This is a genomic window from Vibrio hannami (genome assembly GCF_029589055.1).
Taxonomy (GTDB): domain Bacteria; phylum Pseudomonadota; class Gammaproteobacteria; order Enterobacterales; family Vibrionaceae; genus Vibrio; species Vibrio hannami.
This window is the reverse complement of the sequence record NZ_JARQZP010000003.1, coordinates 91,599-105,910: the sequence shown is the minus strand read 5'-3', so window position 1 is coordinate 105,910 and position 14,312 is coordinate 91,599. Positions and strand designations below refer to the sequence as shown.

At 43.5% G+C, this 14,312-nt stretch carries 15 protein-coding genes and 1 pseudogene; 6 read left to right on the top strand and 10 right to left on the bottom strand.

All coding sequences use genetic code 11. From position 1 onward, the window contains the following. The 3 genes from P7F88_RS01920 to P7F88_RS01910 all read left to right on the top strand — a co-directional run bounded on the left by P7F88_RS01920 (position 1) and on the right by P7F88_RS01910 (position 3,039). A complete protein-coding gene (locus P7F88_RS01920; RefSeq protein WP_277821669.1) occupies positions 1-531 on the top strand; it encodes a YfiR family protein in 531 nt (176 codons plus the stop codon). Further along, a complete protein-coding gene (locus P7F88_RS01915; protein WP_277821668.1) occupies positions 528-2,549 on the top strand; it encodes a bifunctional diguanylate cyclase/phosphodiesterase in 2,022 nt (673 codons plus the stop codon). Before P7F88_RS01920 ends, P7F88_RS01915 begins: the two co-directional genes overlap by 4 nt. A 136-nt stretch (positions 2,550-2,685) precedes the next feature. Continuing rightward, positions 2,686-3,039, top strand: a complete 354-nt coding sequence (locus tag P7F88_RS01910; RefSeq protein ID WP_277821667.1) for a tRNA-binding protein — start codon at positions 2,686-2,688, stop codon at positions 3,037-3,039. Between the two features lie 98 nt (positions 3,040-3,137). Here the strand turns inward: P7F88_RS01910 and P7F88_RS01905 are convergent, their stop codons facing one another. The 10 genes and pseudogenes from P7F88_RS01905 to P7F88_RS01860 form a co-directional block, all read right to left on the bottom strand. Continuing rightward, the gene (locus P7F88_RS01905) at positions 3,138-3,425 is read right to left on the bottom strand and encodes a hypothetical protein (RefSeq protein ID WP_277821666.1); all 288 of its coding nucleotides are present in this window, start codon (positions 3,423-3,425) and stop codon (positions 3,138-3,140) included. A 355-nt stretch (positions 3,426-3,780) separates the two neighbouring features. Next, the gene (locus tag P7F88_RS01900) at positions 3,781-4,632 is read right to left on the bottom strand and encodes a tetratricopeptide repeat protein (protein ID WP_277821665.1); all 852 of its coding nucleotides are present in this window, start codon (positions 4,630-4,632) and stop codon (positions 3,781-3,783) included. 65 nt (positions 4,633-4,697) lie between these two features. Beyond that, positions 4,698-4,964, bottom strand: coding sequence for a hypothetical protein (locus P7F88_RS01895; protein WP_277821664.1), 267 nt, complete (start codon positions 4,962-4,964; stop codon positions 4,698-4,700). Then, positions 4,964-5,644 carry an energy transducer TonB gene (locus P7F88_RS01890; RefSeq protein ID WP_277821663.1) on the bottom strand — a complete coding sequence of 227 codons (681 nt, stop codon included), beginning with the start codon at positions 5,642-5,644 and terminating at the stop codon, positions 4,964-4,966. Before P7F88_RS01890 ends, P7F88_RS01895 begins: the two co-directional genes overlap by 1 nt. Further along, positions 5,645-6,049 carry an ExbD/TolR family protein gene (locus P7F88_RS01885; RefSeq protein ID WP_277821662.1) on the bottom strand — a complete coding sequence of 135 codons (405 nt, stop codon included), beginning with the start codon at positions 6,047-6,049 and terminating at the stop codon, positions 5,645-5,647. It abuts the gene before it with no gap. Beyond that, a pseudogene (locus P7F88_RS01880) lies at positions 6,046-6,530 on the bottom strand (MotA/TolQ/ExbB proton channel family protein). Before P7F88_RS01880 ends, P7F88_RS01885 begins: the two are co-directional and overlap by 4 nt. Positions 6,531-6,589: 59 nt before the next feature. Continuing rightward, entirely contained in the window at positions 6,590-7,927 is a 1,338-nt protein-coding gene (locus P7F88_RS01875) for a MotA/TolQ/ExbB proton channel family protein (protein ID WP_277821661.1), read from the bottom strand. Further along, positions 7,924-8,661 (bottom strand): DUF3450 domain-containing protein, encoded by a 738-nt coding sequence (locus tag P7F88_RS01870; RefSeq protein WP_277824506.1) that lies wholly within the window; start codon positions 8,659-8,661, stop codon positions 7,924-7,926. The genes P7F88_RS01875 and P7F88_RS01870 overlap by 4 nt, the downstream gene beginning before the upstream one ends. 94 nt (positions 8,662-8,755) lie before the next feature. Continuing rightward, positions 8,756-10,444 carry a pyridoxal phosphate-dependent decarboxylase family protein gene (locus P7F88_RS01865; RefSeq protein WP_277821660.1) on the bottom strand — a complete coding sequence of 563 codons (1,689 nt, stop codon included), beginning with the start codon at positions 10,442-10,444 and terminating at the stop codon, positions 8,756-8,758. Between the two features lie 165 nt (positions 10,445-10,609). Continuing rightward, on the bottom strand, positions 10,610-12,628 hold the full coding sequence (locus P7F88_RS01860) for an alkyl/aryl-sulfatase (RefSeq protein ID WP_277821659.1): 2,019 nt from the start codon (positions 12,626-12,628) through the stop codon (positions 10,610-10,612). 115 nt (positions 12,629-12,743) lie between these two features. Between P7F88_RS01860 and P7F88_RS01855 the strand changes: the two genes are divergently transcribed. The 3 genes from P7F88_RS01855 to P7F88_RS01850 all read left to right on the top strand — a co-directional run bounded on the left by P7F88_RS01855 (position 12,744) and on the right by P7F88_RS01850 (position 14,278). After that, on the top strand, positions 12,744-13,643 hold the full coding sequence (locus P7F88_RS01855; protein WP_277821658.1) for a LysR family transcriptional regulator: 900 nt from the start codon (positions 12,744-12,746) through the stop codon (positions 13,641-13,643). A gap of 117 nt (positions 13,644-13,760) precedes the next feature. Then, positions 13,761-14,117 carry an MltR family transcriptional regulator gene (locus tag P7F88_RS25715; protein ID WP_422127297.1) on the top strand — a complete coding sequence of 119 codons (357 nt, stop codon included), beginning with the start codon at positions 13,761-13,763 and terminating at the stop codon, positions 14,115-14,117. Then, a complete protein-coding gene (locus tag P7F88_RS01850) occupies positions 14,114-14,278 on the top strand; it encodes a hypothetical protein (RefSeq protein ID WP_277821657.1) in 165 nt (54 codons plus the stop codon). Before P7F88_RS25715 ends, P7F88_RS01850 begins: the two co-directional genes overlap by 4 nt. The last annotated feature ends 34 nt before the right edge of the window (positions 14,279-14,312 follow it).

Genomic DNA, 14,312 nt, shown 5'->3' with positions numbered 1-14,312 from the left:
ATGTCTAACTTAAGCAAGCTCTTAACGTTGTTTTTGACATTGCTAGCATACTTTTCTCCTGTATACAGTTACGCAGGAGAGCGGGAGTTCGCGCTTAAAGCAGGCTTTTTATATAACTTTGCAAGATACAGTACCGGTGAGTGGTTCGATGAAAACGTAGATGATCAATACGTTATTTGCAGCTTAGACCCAGATTTTGTAGAAGTGGCGGGCAATACTCTTAAGAAGCAGATAGTGAAATCGCGCCCAATAAAAACCAGACAAATCACGGCACCAGAATCGGGATGCCATACGCTGTTTGTAACTAAAGCAGTATCAAATAATTTTATTAATAGTACAGAATTTAAAAACTCAATGATTGTAGGCCAACAAAGTTCGTTTATAGCAGACGGCGGACACATAAGCTTCTTCCTGGCAGGAGGAAAAATAAGATTCGAAGTCAGTCCTGAAAATCTATCTAATGCGGGAATAAAGCTTAGTTCTAAAGTGTTGAGATTAGGGAGAATAGTCGACGGGAGTAAAACACCATGATGCAGTCGCTTTCTGCTAAAAAGTCTTTAAGGGGAAAACTATTCTTCTATTTGATGTTGTTGGCAGCACTATTAACACTTGTCACCTCACTAGTGTTCACAGTCTATGAACTAAATTCAACAAAAGAGTCAGAAGCTGACCGTATTCACTCTATTAGTGAAATTCTGGCTCCTAACCTTACTGCATCCATACTCTTCCAGGATACAGATACGGTAAAAGAGTTGATTACACCTTTGATTGGCTTGCAAGATGTTGCTGCAGTGATTATCTACGATGCTAATGGTGACGTATTTTTAAGATCAGATCCCGGGACACAAAATACTAAGGATATATACGGTGAGCTTACTCGATTTTCGACTCAGCTAAGCCTTGAAGGGACTGACTATGGTGACCTGGTTATCTGGACAGATAATACTCGTTTAGACAATCAGGCTAACTCATACATACGCATATTATTTGTCATGCTACTGCTGTCTCTCGCGGTTAGCTTCTGGGTATCACTCTATCTCAGCCGTATTTTTACAAAACCAATTATTGGCCTGGTTGACGTTGCAGAGCAAGTGACAAAAAGTAATAACTACAAGTTAAGAGTAACTGAAACTCAACGAGGGGATGAGCTTGGCGTATTAACTCACTGTTTCAACACAATGTTGGAAGAAGTGGAACATCGAGATCTGTTTTTGGAATCCCAGGTTCAGGAACGAACCAAAGAGTTAAAGACACAGGTATATCGTGATCCCTTATCTGGCCTACCAAATCGCCGGTATATACTTGAGCAAATGAATAGCCTGGTCGAGAGCGAAAGTGTCGATGAGTTCACCTTGATGTATCTTGATTTGGATGGATTTAAAGATGTGAATGATAATCTGGGCCATGACGTTGGAGACGAATTACTTCGTTACGCTTCCAAGCGGATTGAAAGCGTCATCAGAAGGCAAGATACGTTAGCGCGCTTAGGTGGTGATGAGTTTACCGTACTAATGGATGGCACTCCTGAAACCTTCGTTCTGGATCGTATCTCCAAAGGCATTCTTAAGGAACTTGCAAAGCCATTTAACTTAAAAGGAGAATCGATACGAATTTCTGCGAGTATAGGGATTTGCCAATACCCCCATGGAGGAAAAACCACCGAAGAAGTACTCAAGAATGCTGATATTGCCATGTACGAATCTAAAGCAGCGGGTAGAAACACAGTCAACTTTTTTGCTACTCCAATGCTACAAAAGCTTCAATATAAGAGACAAACAATAAACGACCTGAGAGAAGCAATTCAAAACCGAGAATTTGAGCTGCACTATCAGCCGATCGTAAATCTACTCACCGGAGAAATTCAAAAAGCTGAAGCCCTTATTCGTTGGAACCATCCCGATAAAGGCATTATCTTTCCAGATGAATTTATATATCTGGCAGAAGAGAGTGGGCTGGTGGACGAAATCAGTTGCTTAATCAACGAACAAGCGTTTTCAGCAGTAAGACAATTCCGAGAATTTTCTGGCAAACCAATAAACCTGTCGATCAACGTTTCGCCAATTTTGTTCGATAACAGCAAAAACTGGTTCGCTCACTTTAATCAATGTCTTGATAAACTTGGTGAAGAAGAGTGCCCTGTATTCATAGAGATTACCGAAAATGTGTTGATGACCAGTGATGAATCAACACTGATGAAGCTCAAAACTCTTAAGTCCAAAGGTGTACATATTGCTATCGATGACTTCGGTGTTGGCTACTCATCGCTTTCTTATCTTCATAAGCTGGATGCTGATATTCTTAAAGTTGATAAAAGCTTCGTACAATCGATTGATAGCGATCAGGCAAGTAATACTTTGTGCAGAACTTTTTTACCCATGGCACAGGGTTTGAACATGAATGTGGTGGCGGAAGGTATTGAAACCGCCATACAAAGAGATCGACTCGTTAGCTACGGATATCTATATGGTCAGGGGCACTACTATTCTGAGGCAGTTTGTCACTCTGATTTCATGAGATTTTTGGAGCAAAAAGTTGCTGTTGGTCAGTGAGTTGAAAGGCTTCCATATAAGTTTGTTGCTCATATCAGTCAATCTTATGGGTGATAAATAATATTAGCTTTACTGAGTATTTCGTGTCTTATAGTCTCGTCTATGACATTCATATAACCTGGTTTAACGACAAACAATGACTCCAGCTCCAATTAAAGATCTTATCTCATATGATGACTTTGCAAAGCTTGATATCCGTGTTGGGAGAATCACTCAAGTCGTTGAAGTAGCCAAATCAGATAAGCTAATGAAACTAATTGTGGATTTTGGTGACCATGAACGCTCAATCCTTGCAGGTATAAAGCAGGAACGAGAGAACCCTCAAGAAATAGAAGGAAAACAGGCACTATTTGTCATGAATCTACCAGAGCGAAAAATGGCTGGGGAACTTCCGCAAGGGATGCTTTTTGATATTGGCTATGAAGATAAACTAACGCCATGTCTAGCTATGCCTGAATGCGACGTTCCAAATGGGAGTCGTGCTGGATAAGCACAACCTACAGCTCTTCATCAATAGACTAACACTCAGGTAGGCTTTAGAATCAATAAAAGGGCGAACATTTCGCCCCTTGAATATCACTACTTTAGTTACTTATGGCTAATGACTACCGCCATTTCATCACCATCTTTATATGGTGAGCCTCTCAGGTCGCTATAAGTCGCTTTTATTTCGAGCCCGTGTGCGTCAAGTTCATTACTTAGCATTTTTATGGTGAAGTGTTGCAACCAGTTATACACCGTCCATTCTCTTTTATCTTCGCAGATAACATATTTATCTAGCGTTACAGAGTCATCTTCATATTTGAAAGAAGACTGGATACACCAGTAATCTTCTGCGCTCCAAAAGCCATTCATGGCGTTTTTATCAAGGTTCAAGTATTCACTCTGCTTAGTAAAACGTGTCGCTGTATAGACATCGAGCGCAATTGACCCTTGTGGTGCTAGCAGTGATTTAAACTTGAATAGTTACACGTAATCCTCGTTCCCACAGTCTTCTGTGGGAATGCATATCAGATTCAACACTATAATTAGGTGTATAAACTTTCACTGAACTTATTTTCTTTATTTTGATTAACTTATGTGGATATATCTAACAGCAATATGCATTACCACGCGGAGCGTGGGAACGAGGTGGGGTATAATATTGCTTTGCATAAGCTTGAGAAATTTCTGCGTTATGCTCGGTAATAAGTTAGGTAGCGTGCAGGCCACTAAAATTTATCTCAAACTCCTACTGACTCAACACAGACAAATACCTAATCCAGCTTAGACTTTCTTCTGATGGCGACTGCTGGTGCGCCAGTTTAGCACTTTCCAATGCTTTGTTGTGCTTTCCCAAAGCATTTAAAGCTCTGGTCTTTGCTAACAATACCGTTGAACTCATATCAGGCATTTTTTCTATCGCATCAAGCGCACCCTGGTATTGATGTAACTGAATTTTTAGCTGAGCAAGCTGCCAGTAGTATTTGCCATCATGAATGGCTGCTTGCTTCCAAACACTCTCAGCTTTAACCCACTCTCTTGCAGTTTGCCAATAGCGTGCCGCCTGAACAGTAAAATATAATTCGCCATATTTGACGGCAAGCCGCTGAAAAGTTTCCGCTGCTTTTTCTGGTACACCAAGCTGGCCATATAGCTGTGCTAGTAGTTCGAGATACTGTTTACTAAGCTCAAATCCGGCACGTTCTGATTGCTGCAAAGTCACCAGCGCCAGGTTATAATTTTGAGTATGCATATACAGTGATGTTAGCTGCTTCCACCACAGCAGGTTATTCGGTTCCAGCTCTCGAATGGCCTTAGTTGTATAAATTGCGCTCGTATACTTACCCAACGCGACCTGTGAATATAACTTCATGTTTAGTGGAGATATTTTGGGGTTGAAGCCAGCTTGGTTCTGGTATTTTTGCTGGTTATCCACAGACTGCTCAACAGAAGTCCACTTATTCTGTTGATATTGTGCTTGGGCTATTCGCAACCAGATCCACTCTAAATCATCTGGTTTGCTATAAAGTGCCAACAAACTTTTATAGCTGTCTTCCGCCTGTTGATACCTTCCTTCTGATAAAAGGATATCTGCCAGCATTCTGGTCGTATCTTTTTGTTGCGATTCAGGCAGAGCTTTAGAATCAACGGCCTGCTTCAGATGTTCTATCGCCTGATGTTTTTTTCGGTTTGCCAGTACAGGCTTCCAAGCATACGATTCACATACGCAACGTCGAATTTGCGGCTTGATTCGATGCTCTCCAACATATCGATAGCCTGCTTCAGACTACCTTCTTGTTGCAATTGATAAGCTCGCTGCACCTTGCGAACTGTATAACTCGATAGCTCCTGCGCCAACCCGTTGTATGGTAAAGAGGCTCCAGCTAACGCAGTAATGAGCAATATCAGGCAGGAAAAACGACTCTTAATCATCAGCGGATCCTAAACTCAAGTTTGACTTCCTGCCCTATACGCTCTTGCGCTATGCCATTGACCATTTGCGGTTGATAGCGCCATTTCTTCAGTGCTTTTATCGCTTCCCGATTAAAAATACGTGCAGGGCTAGCCTCCGTTACTTCGATCTGAGTTGGCTTACCAGAGCGGTCAATATCAAATCTGAGCAACACGTAACCTTCGATCTTTCTTTGCTGCGCTTTTCTTGGGTATATAGGTTCGACACGCCTAATAGGCATCACCTGCTGAGTCTGTCCTGACATAGCCGGCAGTGCTTCTATTACATCCGGTGTGGCGTTTTTTTCTGTAACCGAGATAGATTGCGCCGGAGCCGTGATATTTAAACCGGAAACGGACAAATCAATACTCACCTCAGGAAGCGCCTGCAAATTTAACACTTCTAAAGAGACCTTCGATGTTTGTTTAGATAAGGGGGCTGATTGTACCGGTGTCGCCGGAGCCGGTACTGGTGGTTCTGGTAAGGTACGTTTCCGTCTTTCACTTGATTGTTCTTGCTCTGCAATTATCACGTCAAATCTAAGTGGCTCACGCTTTGGCTTATCTGGGTTGGTATTCAAATCTACCATCCAGGCCATCGCCGCGATCAGGCCTGAACAAACAAAGGCTGCGACCGGTAAGGCGAGCAAAAAACGTAGCATTTACTTCTGCTCCGTTGCTAACGCGATATTGGCTATACCAGCCCCTTTTGCAGAATCCATAACCGAGACAACGGCGCCATTAAATGCAAATTCGTCAGCCTGTATAACAACCGACGCGTCGGGTTGCTCGGTCACCAGATGTTCCAGCGTTGCCTGCACCCGCTCTTTATCGACGACTCTTTTGTCTATGTATATTTCATTTTGGGCCGTGATGGCTATAAAAATAGTTGCCTGTTTCTGGTTGACTGAGTTCGCCGCTTTTGGACGATTCACCTCTACACCAGACTCATTAACAAAAGAACTGGTCACGATAAAAAAGATCAGCATGATAAATACGATATCTAACATGGATGTCATATCTATTTGGGCTTCTTCTCTGTTTTTTCTTCGGTTCCCCAGTCTCATTTTCGGCTCCTCATCATTTTTTCTAAATGCACTTCTCTTCTCTCAATAAGCGCCGTCAGACGGGAGAATGAAAAAACACCGGCTAACGCAGCAACCATTCCCGCCATGGTTGGAATTGTCGCCATTGAAATACCAGATGCCATAAGCCGGGGCTGAGAAGAGCCTTCTGTCGCCAAAACGTCAAACACGGAAATCATACCGGTTACTGTGCCAAGCAACCCTAGCATTGGAAACAGACCGATCAGCATCTTCAGGAAACTAACATTCTGGAACAGCTCTAAATGCGCCTGACTCAACCATGAATCCCGCTGCTTTCTGGCAAACCACGACTGATGATCTGCTCTGGCATTCCAGGCGGACATCCATTTTTTTGCCTGTTGGGAAAAACAAAATATAGAAATATCAAACGCTCAACTGCCACTAACCAGAAAACTAGCATTAGTGCTGCCAGCCACCACAGAATAGGCCCCCCACGAGACATAAACTGCTCAATGCCAGCACCTAAATTAAACTCGGGCAACAAGCTATACCATTCCACTATTAATTTTGCTCCGCTGCCGTGAGTTCTGCTCGTTGTGCCACTAGCCCCACTCCCTGTTTTTCCAGAATGGTACGTATACTTTCCGCTTGAGAGCTCAGAATATTGTGAATAAACAAAAGAGGCATAGCCGCAACCAGGCCAAGTACTGTGGTTATCAGAGCAGTAGAGATACCACCAGCCATCACACGCGGGTCAGCATTGCCATACTGAGTAATCACTTGAAAAGTCTCGATCATACCGGTAACCGTTCCGAGAAGACCCAACATAGGCGAAAGTGCCGCGATAAGCTTAATCATCGAAAGTCCACGCTCCAGCGTTTGCAGCTCATCCAGAACCGCTTCAAAAAGCCTCAGCTCAAGCGCTTCAACATTCGGCGATTCATCATATTTATAGACACTAAGAACACGACCCAATGCGTTATTACCTATGTTTCCTGTATCTTTGAGTTGAGCGTTTATTTTAATGCGGCTATTCAGAAGAAAAGCGCCCTGAACCAATCCAATCAATAGGCCCGTAGCCAGAAGTCCAAGGATGATTATCCCAACTACACCACCCTGCTCAACACGCTCTGACAGAGTTGGAGTCAAAGCTAGTTGCTCAAGCAGCTGACCTTTGCTCGGGTCGATAGAAACCAACGAATTCTGGTCAGTTAAACTCGTTTTTAATGGGGTATTTATAGGCTGAACCTTGTAGGTAACAGCACCTAAGTTATCCCCTGACCATTTTAAATAGCCACTTTCGTTTGCTATCCCAAAAGCGCCAAGCCTGAGAACATGCTCGTCCCCTATCACGCCATCACTATGAACAACGGGAACGGTAATATCTTCAATACCGGAGGCGACTTTTAACTGTGCGTTAAGGGTTTCCCAAAGTGCGTATAACTCTTCTTTTGAAGGAAGCACCTTTGCTCGAACAATTTCGTTTAGTTGTTCAATACTTTTATCCTGCCCGATAGCCGTAACAGAACCGTTTAACTCACTCTGTAGCTCTTTTGCTACCTGGTGAACCACACCAAAAAGCTCTCCCAGACTGCCCGACTCCAGGTGCAGTGCCTTCTCTTTATCTGCTAGTAACTGTTCGTTCTCGCTAAAGTTATGACTCAGGTTATCAATGCTGGCTTCAAGGCTCTGTTTCTCTGCAAGAAGACGGTCACGTATCTGTCGCAGTTCCTCTTCTTTTGTATGAAACTGTTCTTCCCGTTGCTCGTTTTTAATCCGTTCTTCAGTTTGTACCTGTTTAGTCGAACTCAGTAACTCCGGCCCGGCGGAAGCCGGAGCGCTCAGCACAAATAGGATCGTCAATAGCACGCTGCCAAGGATGAATTTAACTTGTTTCATTGACTCACCTCCGCTTGCGACAGAGGAAGCTGAAGGATAGAAGGTGGCGCAAGTTTGTTTGCTACCGAATAGGCCTTTCCGAGTTCTGGGTAGAAGGATGTATCAAGTTCGTTCCAGCTTTTCGAGTTACTGCTCCATACCCAGTATTGTTGCTTATCAGTGCTCCTGGCCAGGTATGAAAGGCGACCAACGTAGAGCTGCTCTGCTTGCCGTTTCATTCCGTTGATCTCTATGATTCCTGTATAGGTTCCTATCTTCATGACGTAATCGAGTTCTATCTGGTAAGCCTCTAAAATACGACGAAACTTTTCGGCGTCACTAATATCAGCCTGTACCATTAAATTACGAAGCTTTTCCACCCTCTCTAATCGAGCCTGTTTTCGGATAGGCATATCACGGCTGATATAAACGGATAAGCCATCCAGCATTTCATACATTAAAGGAACGATACTCTGGCGGGTTTCGGCGATCTCTACCAGCTGTGAATCTAGACTTTTCACTTCCTGGTTCTGGTTTTCTACCACTTCTTTCAGGTGCTTCTCATAAACATTCAGCCTGTTTAATTCCGCCTCCAGTGCTTTTATCTCTGCTTGAAGCTCAAAAGCTATATCTGAGCTTTTGCTAACAACCTGTTGGCTTGCCTGAGCATCAAAAATGATGCTTCGTTCTATATTAGCGGACTGTTCGAGAGAGGATGAATGGGCTTGCGCTGTTACAATAACAGCGCAAGCAATGAAGGCTTTACTCGCATTTCGGTTCCGAAGTTATTCCATATATACTCACGTGACAAGATGCTGAGAATATTCTATTTTCGGTGAAATACAACTCCTAAATCCGGTGCCTGTGAAAATACAAATGCTCCACAAACTCCTGAATTTGATCTCTGGTCGTATGTGGATTAAAGAACACCGCTTTTTCGCCAGGCAGATATAGGCAATTACCAAAGCTGTTGTAATCCGTATGAGCGATAGACTCTACCCAATTGGTGTGCAGGCATCGTCCTTTGCGCGCAATAAAGTTCTTTCGATGATAGGCCGCGTGGTTAGCTTCACTATCAAAAAACTCATCGTTCACCACTCTGCGTTCCTCGTCAAACAGTTCATACGGGTCCTCTTTTGACTGCGGATGATACAAGCGGAAAGTCACACTTGGCCCTTGATTACTCGCCGAAACCACACGGCAGTGATCCTGCGTCGAAAGCAGATACCTCAGGTAATTAGCGTTTTGCATACAGTTTGAAATCAGCAACTGAAACCCTTCAATACCGATATAAGACAGTGCCGAATACGCAGAAAAAACACCGACCGCGCTTCTTGAACACTCTATTGTTGACTGTAAATGAGACGCTTCTTTCATCCTTGGTTCGAAGTAAGAGAAATAGTTAGGATCCTGCTTCAGCGCCTCCATATCTTTGCCATTTTTTATAATGATCATGCTCGATGTATACGGCACATAACCCCATTTTTGGAAATCGATGGTGATAGAATCTGCGTACTTCAGTGCCCGAACCTTTGGCATGATCGAGTCCAGTCCATGAAGTGTCGCTGGGTTGATATCAAGAGGGTTTGCTTCAAAATTGTAGCTATTGAAAAACATTAAGCTCCAACCCACCGCTGCATCAACATGAATGTGAGGCTTGTAGCTCAAATTGTATCTGTAGCAGAGCTCTTCTTTTATTCGATAAATAGCTTCTACATCATCGATGGCAAATGTGTCCGTCGTTCCGCAGGTCAGCAATATCGTTGGTACTTTAATCCCTTTTTGAATGCACTCTTTCATGCGACGTTCAAAATCTTCGACGTCTATCTGGTTATCACGATTCACCCGAACTCTCATTACCTGCTTGTTAATACTGATCCCCATTAATGCAAGATCGGTCATGTTCGAGTAGTGCCCGGCTTCCGAGTTCATCATGCAAAACGAGTGATTTGACAGCCCGTTTACAGACGAATCGGGAAACGCTTTTCGAATACCTAACAGATAGCCATAGAGGTTGCAGAAGGTTCCGCCCTGAGTAAAAAGTCCGGTCGCTTTTTTATCATCATACCCAACAAGATTGGCTATTTGCCGGATGACAACCTGCTCTAGTTCAACTGCTCCCCCCGCATACTGGCGAGAGACAAGGTTTGGATTGGCGATAGTTGCTAATAACGCACCATGAATAGCAGGATCGCTTGGTGTGGACACCACATTCTCTACTGATGCTGGATCTTCCCAGTTTTTCGACATATTCGCGGCATAAAGCGCGAGCGGATCAAAAGGAGTCGCTGCATCACTACTGGTTAAAGGGATGGTTGCTTCTGTCTCTAGCCTGTCCGCCATAGAAACATTTGAATGAGGATGAAGTGAGCGCCGACGGGTAACAAGATCGCCAAGCTCTGCGATTTGAAAAATAGGCCAGTGACGTGGATCCCGAGAAAAAAACTGCTGAACAATATTGTTATATTTTTGTTCAAAACGGGGAGAAAGCCGATTCGCCTTACTTTGTGTCCATAAGGCTTCATTGACTGGAATCATAACTGCCTCCACACCATACGGTGGTCAATTGCCCTTAATTGCAATATGTAGAGTATAGTTAATCGGCTTGTATCAGAGATCGGATGAGTGTTCTCTTGTCATGGTGTTTCTTACGAAAGAAGCCCCACATGATGTGAGGCTTCGGCTTCAATGCATAGTAACTATTTACTTGGTTGGCATTGGCAGTATCTCGAACAAGCCATCAAACTCGTCCAGGGTGCCAGCTAACTTCTGTAATAACTCAGCATCACCTGTCACTTTAACCGCACCAGCTTCAGCGAGTGACTCAAGTGTCGCCTGACCTAAAACGACTTTGGTCAGATCCTCTTTAGCGATATCAATCCTGAAATCGGTATTAGGCAACTCGTCAACCTGAATATTAGCCATATTAGCGTTTGAAACCTCACCATAGAACTTTTCATTAAGCTCTGGATGCACAACTGCAAAGTTAAAGTTCAGTGCCTCCGCTTCTGCTTTTTCTGCATTCAACATCACCGCCACAAAGTCAAGAAACATACCTGTTGGAGTGTTCGCTATTACATCAGCCGACGCTAACTTGATAGAAGGCTGAATCTCACCCGTTCGAAGCTCCACCGCACCCTGAAGGTATGAATTACGCCATGCCATTGTTTCAGACTGATACCCTTGCTGCTCAAAACTATCTGCTAACGCAAAACGGTACTGAATGTTATTCGGGTCGCACTGGACAAGGTCATTAAACAACTGCGAAGCCTCCTGATACTCTCCATTATTGAAGTGTACCATACCCGCGTTGTATAACGTTTCCGCCCCTGCCGCTTCTACATAAACGCAAGACTTATCTTTCGTTTGTAGCGGGTTTGTATTCACCGGATTCAGGTCATGGTAACCAAGGTACAAGTTCACTACCGCACGGGCATTGTGGCTGTATGAGCCGTGGTATCCATTGGTGTGCCAGGTATCTTTCTGAGACTGAGGAACCAATGTTTCAATTTCTCTGCCTACATCATTGATGCTTACGCCATGATTAGCCAATCGCATTGCTTGATTGTGAATAAAGCCGTAGTTATCACGCTGAAGCGCCATATATTCTGAGATTTCATTCACAGCTGTATTTGGGTCGTTCCATACTGGCGCAGAGTGTGCTGCATGGATATTGTCAACCAATCCACTGTCTACATAACGTAGTTTCAGCTCTGTCAGATATTTAGTCCAAACCAGTGAATCACGTACTTTTGCACCTCGGAAAGTATAAATATTATGCATACCGTCATAGGTCAGTTCAGCCGTGTTCAGAGAACGATACTCCGGCACATATAGCACGATTTCAGCAGGGGCTTCGGCACCAGGCATGTTTATCGCGTGAAACTCCAGTCCATCAATAACAATCACTTTCTCGCGTTCCTGAATTTCATGAGTAGGAGCAACCAAAGTTACCTCCCCGCGAGAAGTCCCAAGGCCCAATGCGTTATCCACAATACCTTTGGTGTTGTTATCTAGCGTTGTACCGTACTGGTAGTTCGCTCTACGTCCCATCGCAGTACCAGCGATCACATTTTCATCTGCCAGCTCTTTAATGAAATCTTTTGGTGCATAGATTTCTGCATCTTCTGCGAAATCGCCAGATTCAACGATACCTCGTGAACCACCAAAGTGGTCGGCATGCATATGAGAGTAAATCATGCCTGTAATCTTGTGTTCACCGTTGATTGCTGGCAGGTGCAGTTTCGCGAACTCCCACGATGCCGCTGCCGCTTCTTTAGACAACAATGGATCGTGAATTACATAGCCATTATCGGTACGATAGATGGTCATATTTGATAGGTCTGAACCACGAATCTGGTACACACCGTCAGTCACTTCATACAAACCACCTGCCGCATAATTGAGCATACCCTGACGCCAGATAGAAGGGTTCACGGATGCTGGCAACTCATCGACGGTCATGTCTGACATATACTCAAATCGATTCTTCAGTTCACCGGCTTCATGTGTACCAAATTCCGCAATAAGTCCTTTTTGCGTGCGCTCAAATGCGCTCGTATCTTCCCATGGTAGTTGCTTCGCCAACTCTTTATTTACTGCGATAGTGTGGTCGCTTGCTGGCTTACCCTGATAGGTTTCAAGGCTGGCATAATCAGCTTGTGCGCTAAAAGAAAAAACAACAGCCAGGGAGATAAGTGAAGGTGCGAAACGGGTTTTCATGTAGTGCCTCATTCTGTCTCAGTATTAAACTGTGACTAATGTACCCGTTTGACACATAACAAAACATAAATGAGAATATATACAACACATCATGTTTTGTTATGTATGGTGCTTTATGCTTAGAGATTTAGACCTCAACCTGTTGAAAGTTTTTATAGCCGTCTATGAAAATCGTTCTATTACACTCACCGCTGATGAGTTGGATATGACCCAGCCTGGTGTCAGCGGATTAATAAAGCGATTACAGCAACAACTGGGAGTTCAGTTGTTTGTCCGTTCTGGCCGAGGAATTGTACCTACGCACCAGGCTCATGAGTTAATAAGGCAAGTCAGCCCTGCGTTTACCCAAATTCAAAATGCGATAGAGAGTATCGATACGTTTAGTACAGAACAACCAAGAAAGTTTATTGTTTACTCTTCAGAACCCACCATGCTGATGCTGTTACCTCTAATTGAAAAAGATGAATCACTGGGTAATGTATCGATAGAGTTGCACCCAACCCTGGCAGACGAGGAGTCGCTGATACAGAGCCTGAACCAGCAACAGGCCGATTTGGCCATCGAATTTTCAAACTATTCAACGCCGTCTTTTTTCTCAGAATACCTGTTCGAAGATCAGATTTGTTTAATCGCCAGAAAGGGGCATCCAAGGGTTAATGGTGCTATTTCCGGGGAGCAGTTTTACCAGGAGAAACACATCACACTGAAACTACGTAGGGAAGACGCCTATCTAGCAGACTACTATACAAAAGAAAGAATGAATGAGCGTATAGTCGCCGCTGAATGTGAGTCTTTACTATCGCAGCTTTCTATGGTTTCAAGCAGTGATTGTATTTCAGCGACCGCTATTAGCATCGCAAAAATGTACAAAGATAAGTTTGATATTCAAATAATTGAGCCTCCATTTACGACCATTCCTATTCGATACCAACTCATGACCCATAACAGAATGAAACATAGCCCTGCCAATATGTGGCTGAGAGATAAGCTTAGGAGCTATTTTGATCAAAATTAGAACTGGTTTGCGCAAGGAATTAGAACTGGTTTGCGCAAGGAATTAGAATTTTCAAAGAAGAGCGACCATAATCAAATATACTAATTAAAACTCTTCGGTTAGTACAATCATCGGTTAATGGACGACTCAATACATAGGCAAGCTCTCTTTCTCAAACTGGATCAGTGTTCAGATGTAGCCAGTTTTTTCGCTATAAGCACGTCAGAGATAACCAAAGCAACTAATGAGCTTGCGCACAACTCCTTCGCATCCGATCTCTTTTCTGTTCCGTTAGTAGGCACTCTATTAGATACAGATGACGGTCCTATTGAAGAAACAATTGTTAAGTTACGAATACTAACGAACCTCGGTCAGATTAGTGATCAAGATATACAAGACATCACGACTATTTTTTTCTTTCTAAGAAATACCGACACGCTAAACATACAACCGAGTTCAACGATGAAGTTCTATTCAATACCATCAGCGAAATGAACATAGTGCAATCACTAAATCTGATGGACTTCCCGCTCATTGATAAAGATCTGAGTTTAAACGAAAACTTTTATTTGGAATCTATAGAGCATCAAAAAAGAGAAATACAGCACGACCTGGCAAAAGCGGTACTGGCTTTACTTGAACACCTTAACGCATAAAAATAGTTGTTTCCCACGCAGACAGGTAGCCAAA

Excerpts from the sequence above, each read along its gene's own strand:
- P7F88_RS01920 (WP_277821669.1), top strand. The coding sequence starts at position 1 with ATGTCTAACTTAAGCAAGCTCTTAACGTTGTTTTTGACATTGCTAGCA.
- P7F88_RS01915 (WP_277821668.1), top strand. The coding sequence starts at position 528 with ATGATGCAGTCGCTTTCTGCTAAAAAGTCTTTAAGGGGAAAACTATTC.
- P7F88_RS01910 (WP_277821667.1), top strand. The coding sequence starts at position 2,686 with ATGACTCCAGCTCCAATTAAAGATCTTATCTCATATGATGACTTTGCA.
- P7F88_RS01900 (WP_277821665.1), bottom strand. The coding sequence starts at position 4,632 with ATGCTGGCAGATATCCTTTTATCAGAAGGAAGGTATCAACAGGCGGAA.
- P7F88_RS01895 (WP_277821664.1), bottom strand. The coding sequence starts at position 4,964 with ATGATTAAGAGTCGTTTTTCCTGCCTGATATTGCTCATTACTGCGTTA.
- P7F88_RS01890 (WP_277821663.1), bottom strand. The coding sequence starts at position 5,644 with ATGCTACGTTTTTTGCTCGCCTTACCGGTCGCAGCCTTTGTTTGTTCA.
- P7F88_RS01885 (WP_277821662.1), bottom strand. The coding sequence starts at position 6,049 with ATGAGACTGGGGAACCGAAGAAAAAACAGAGAAGAAGCCCAAATAGAT.
- P7F88_RS01875 (WP_277821661.1), bottom strand. The coding sequence starts at position 7,927 with ATGAAACAAGTTAAATTCATCCTTGGCAGCGTGCTATTGACGATCCTA.
- P7F88_RS01865 (WP_277821660.1), bottom strand. The coding sequence starts at position 10,444 with ATGATTCCAGTCAATGAAGCCTTATGGACACAAAGTAAGGCGAATCGG.
- P7F88_RS01860 (WP_277821659.1), bottom strand. The coding sequence starts at position 12,628 with ATGAAAACCCGTTTCGCACCTTCACTTATCTCCCTGGCTGTTGTTTTT.
- P7F88_RS01855 (WP_277821658.1), top strand. The coding sequence starts at position 12,744 with ATGCTTAGAGATTTAGACCTCAACCTGTTGAAAGTTTTTATAGCCGTC.
- P7F88_RS25715 (WP_422127297.1), top strand. The coding sequence starts at position 13,761 with ATGGACGACTCAATACATAGGCAAGCTCTCTTTCTCAAACTGGATCAG.
- P7F88_RS01850 (WP_277821657.1), top strand. The coding sequence starts at position 14,114 with ATGAACATAGTGCAATCACTAAATCTGATGGACTTCCCGCTCATTGAT.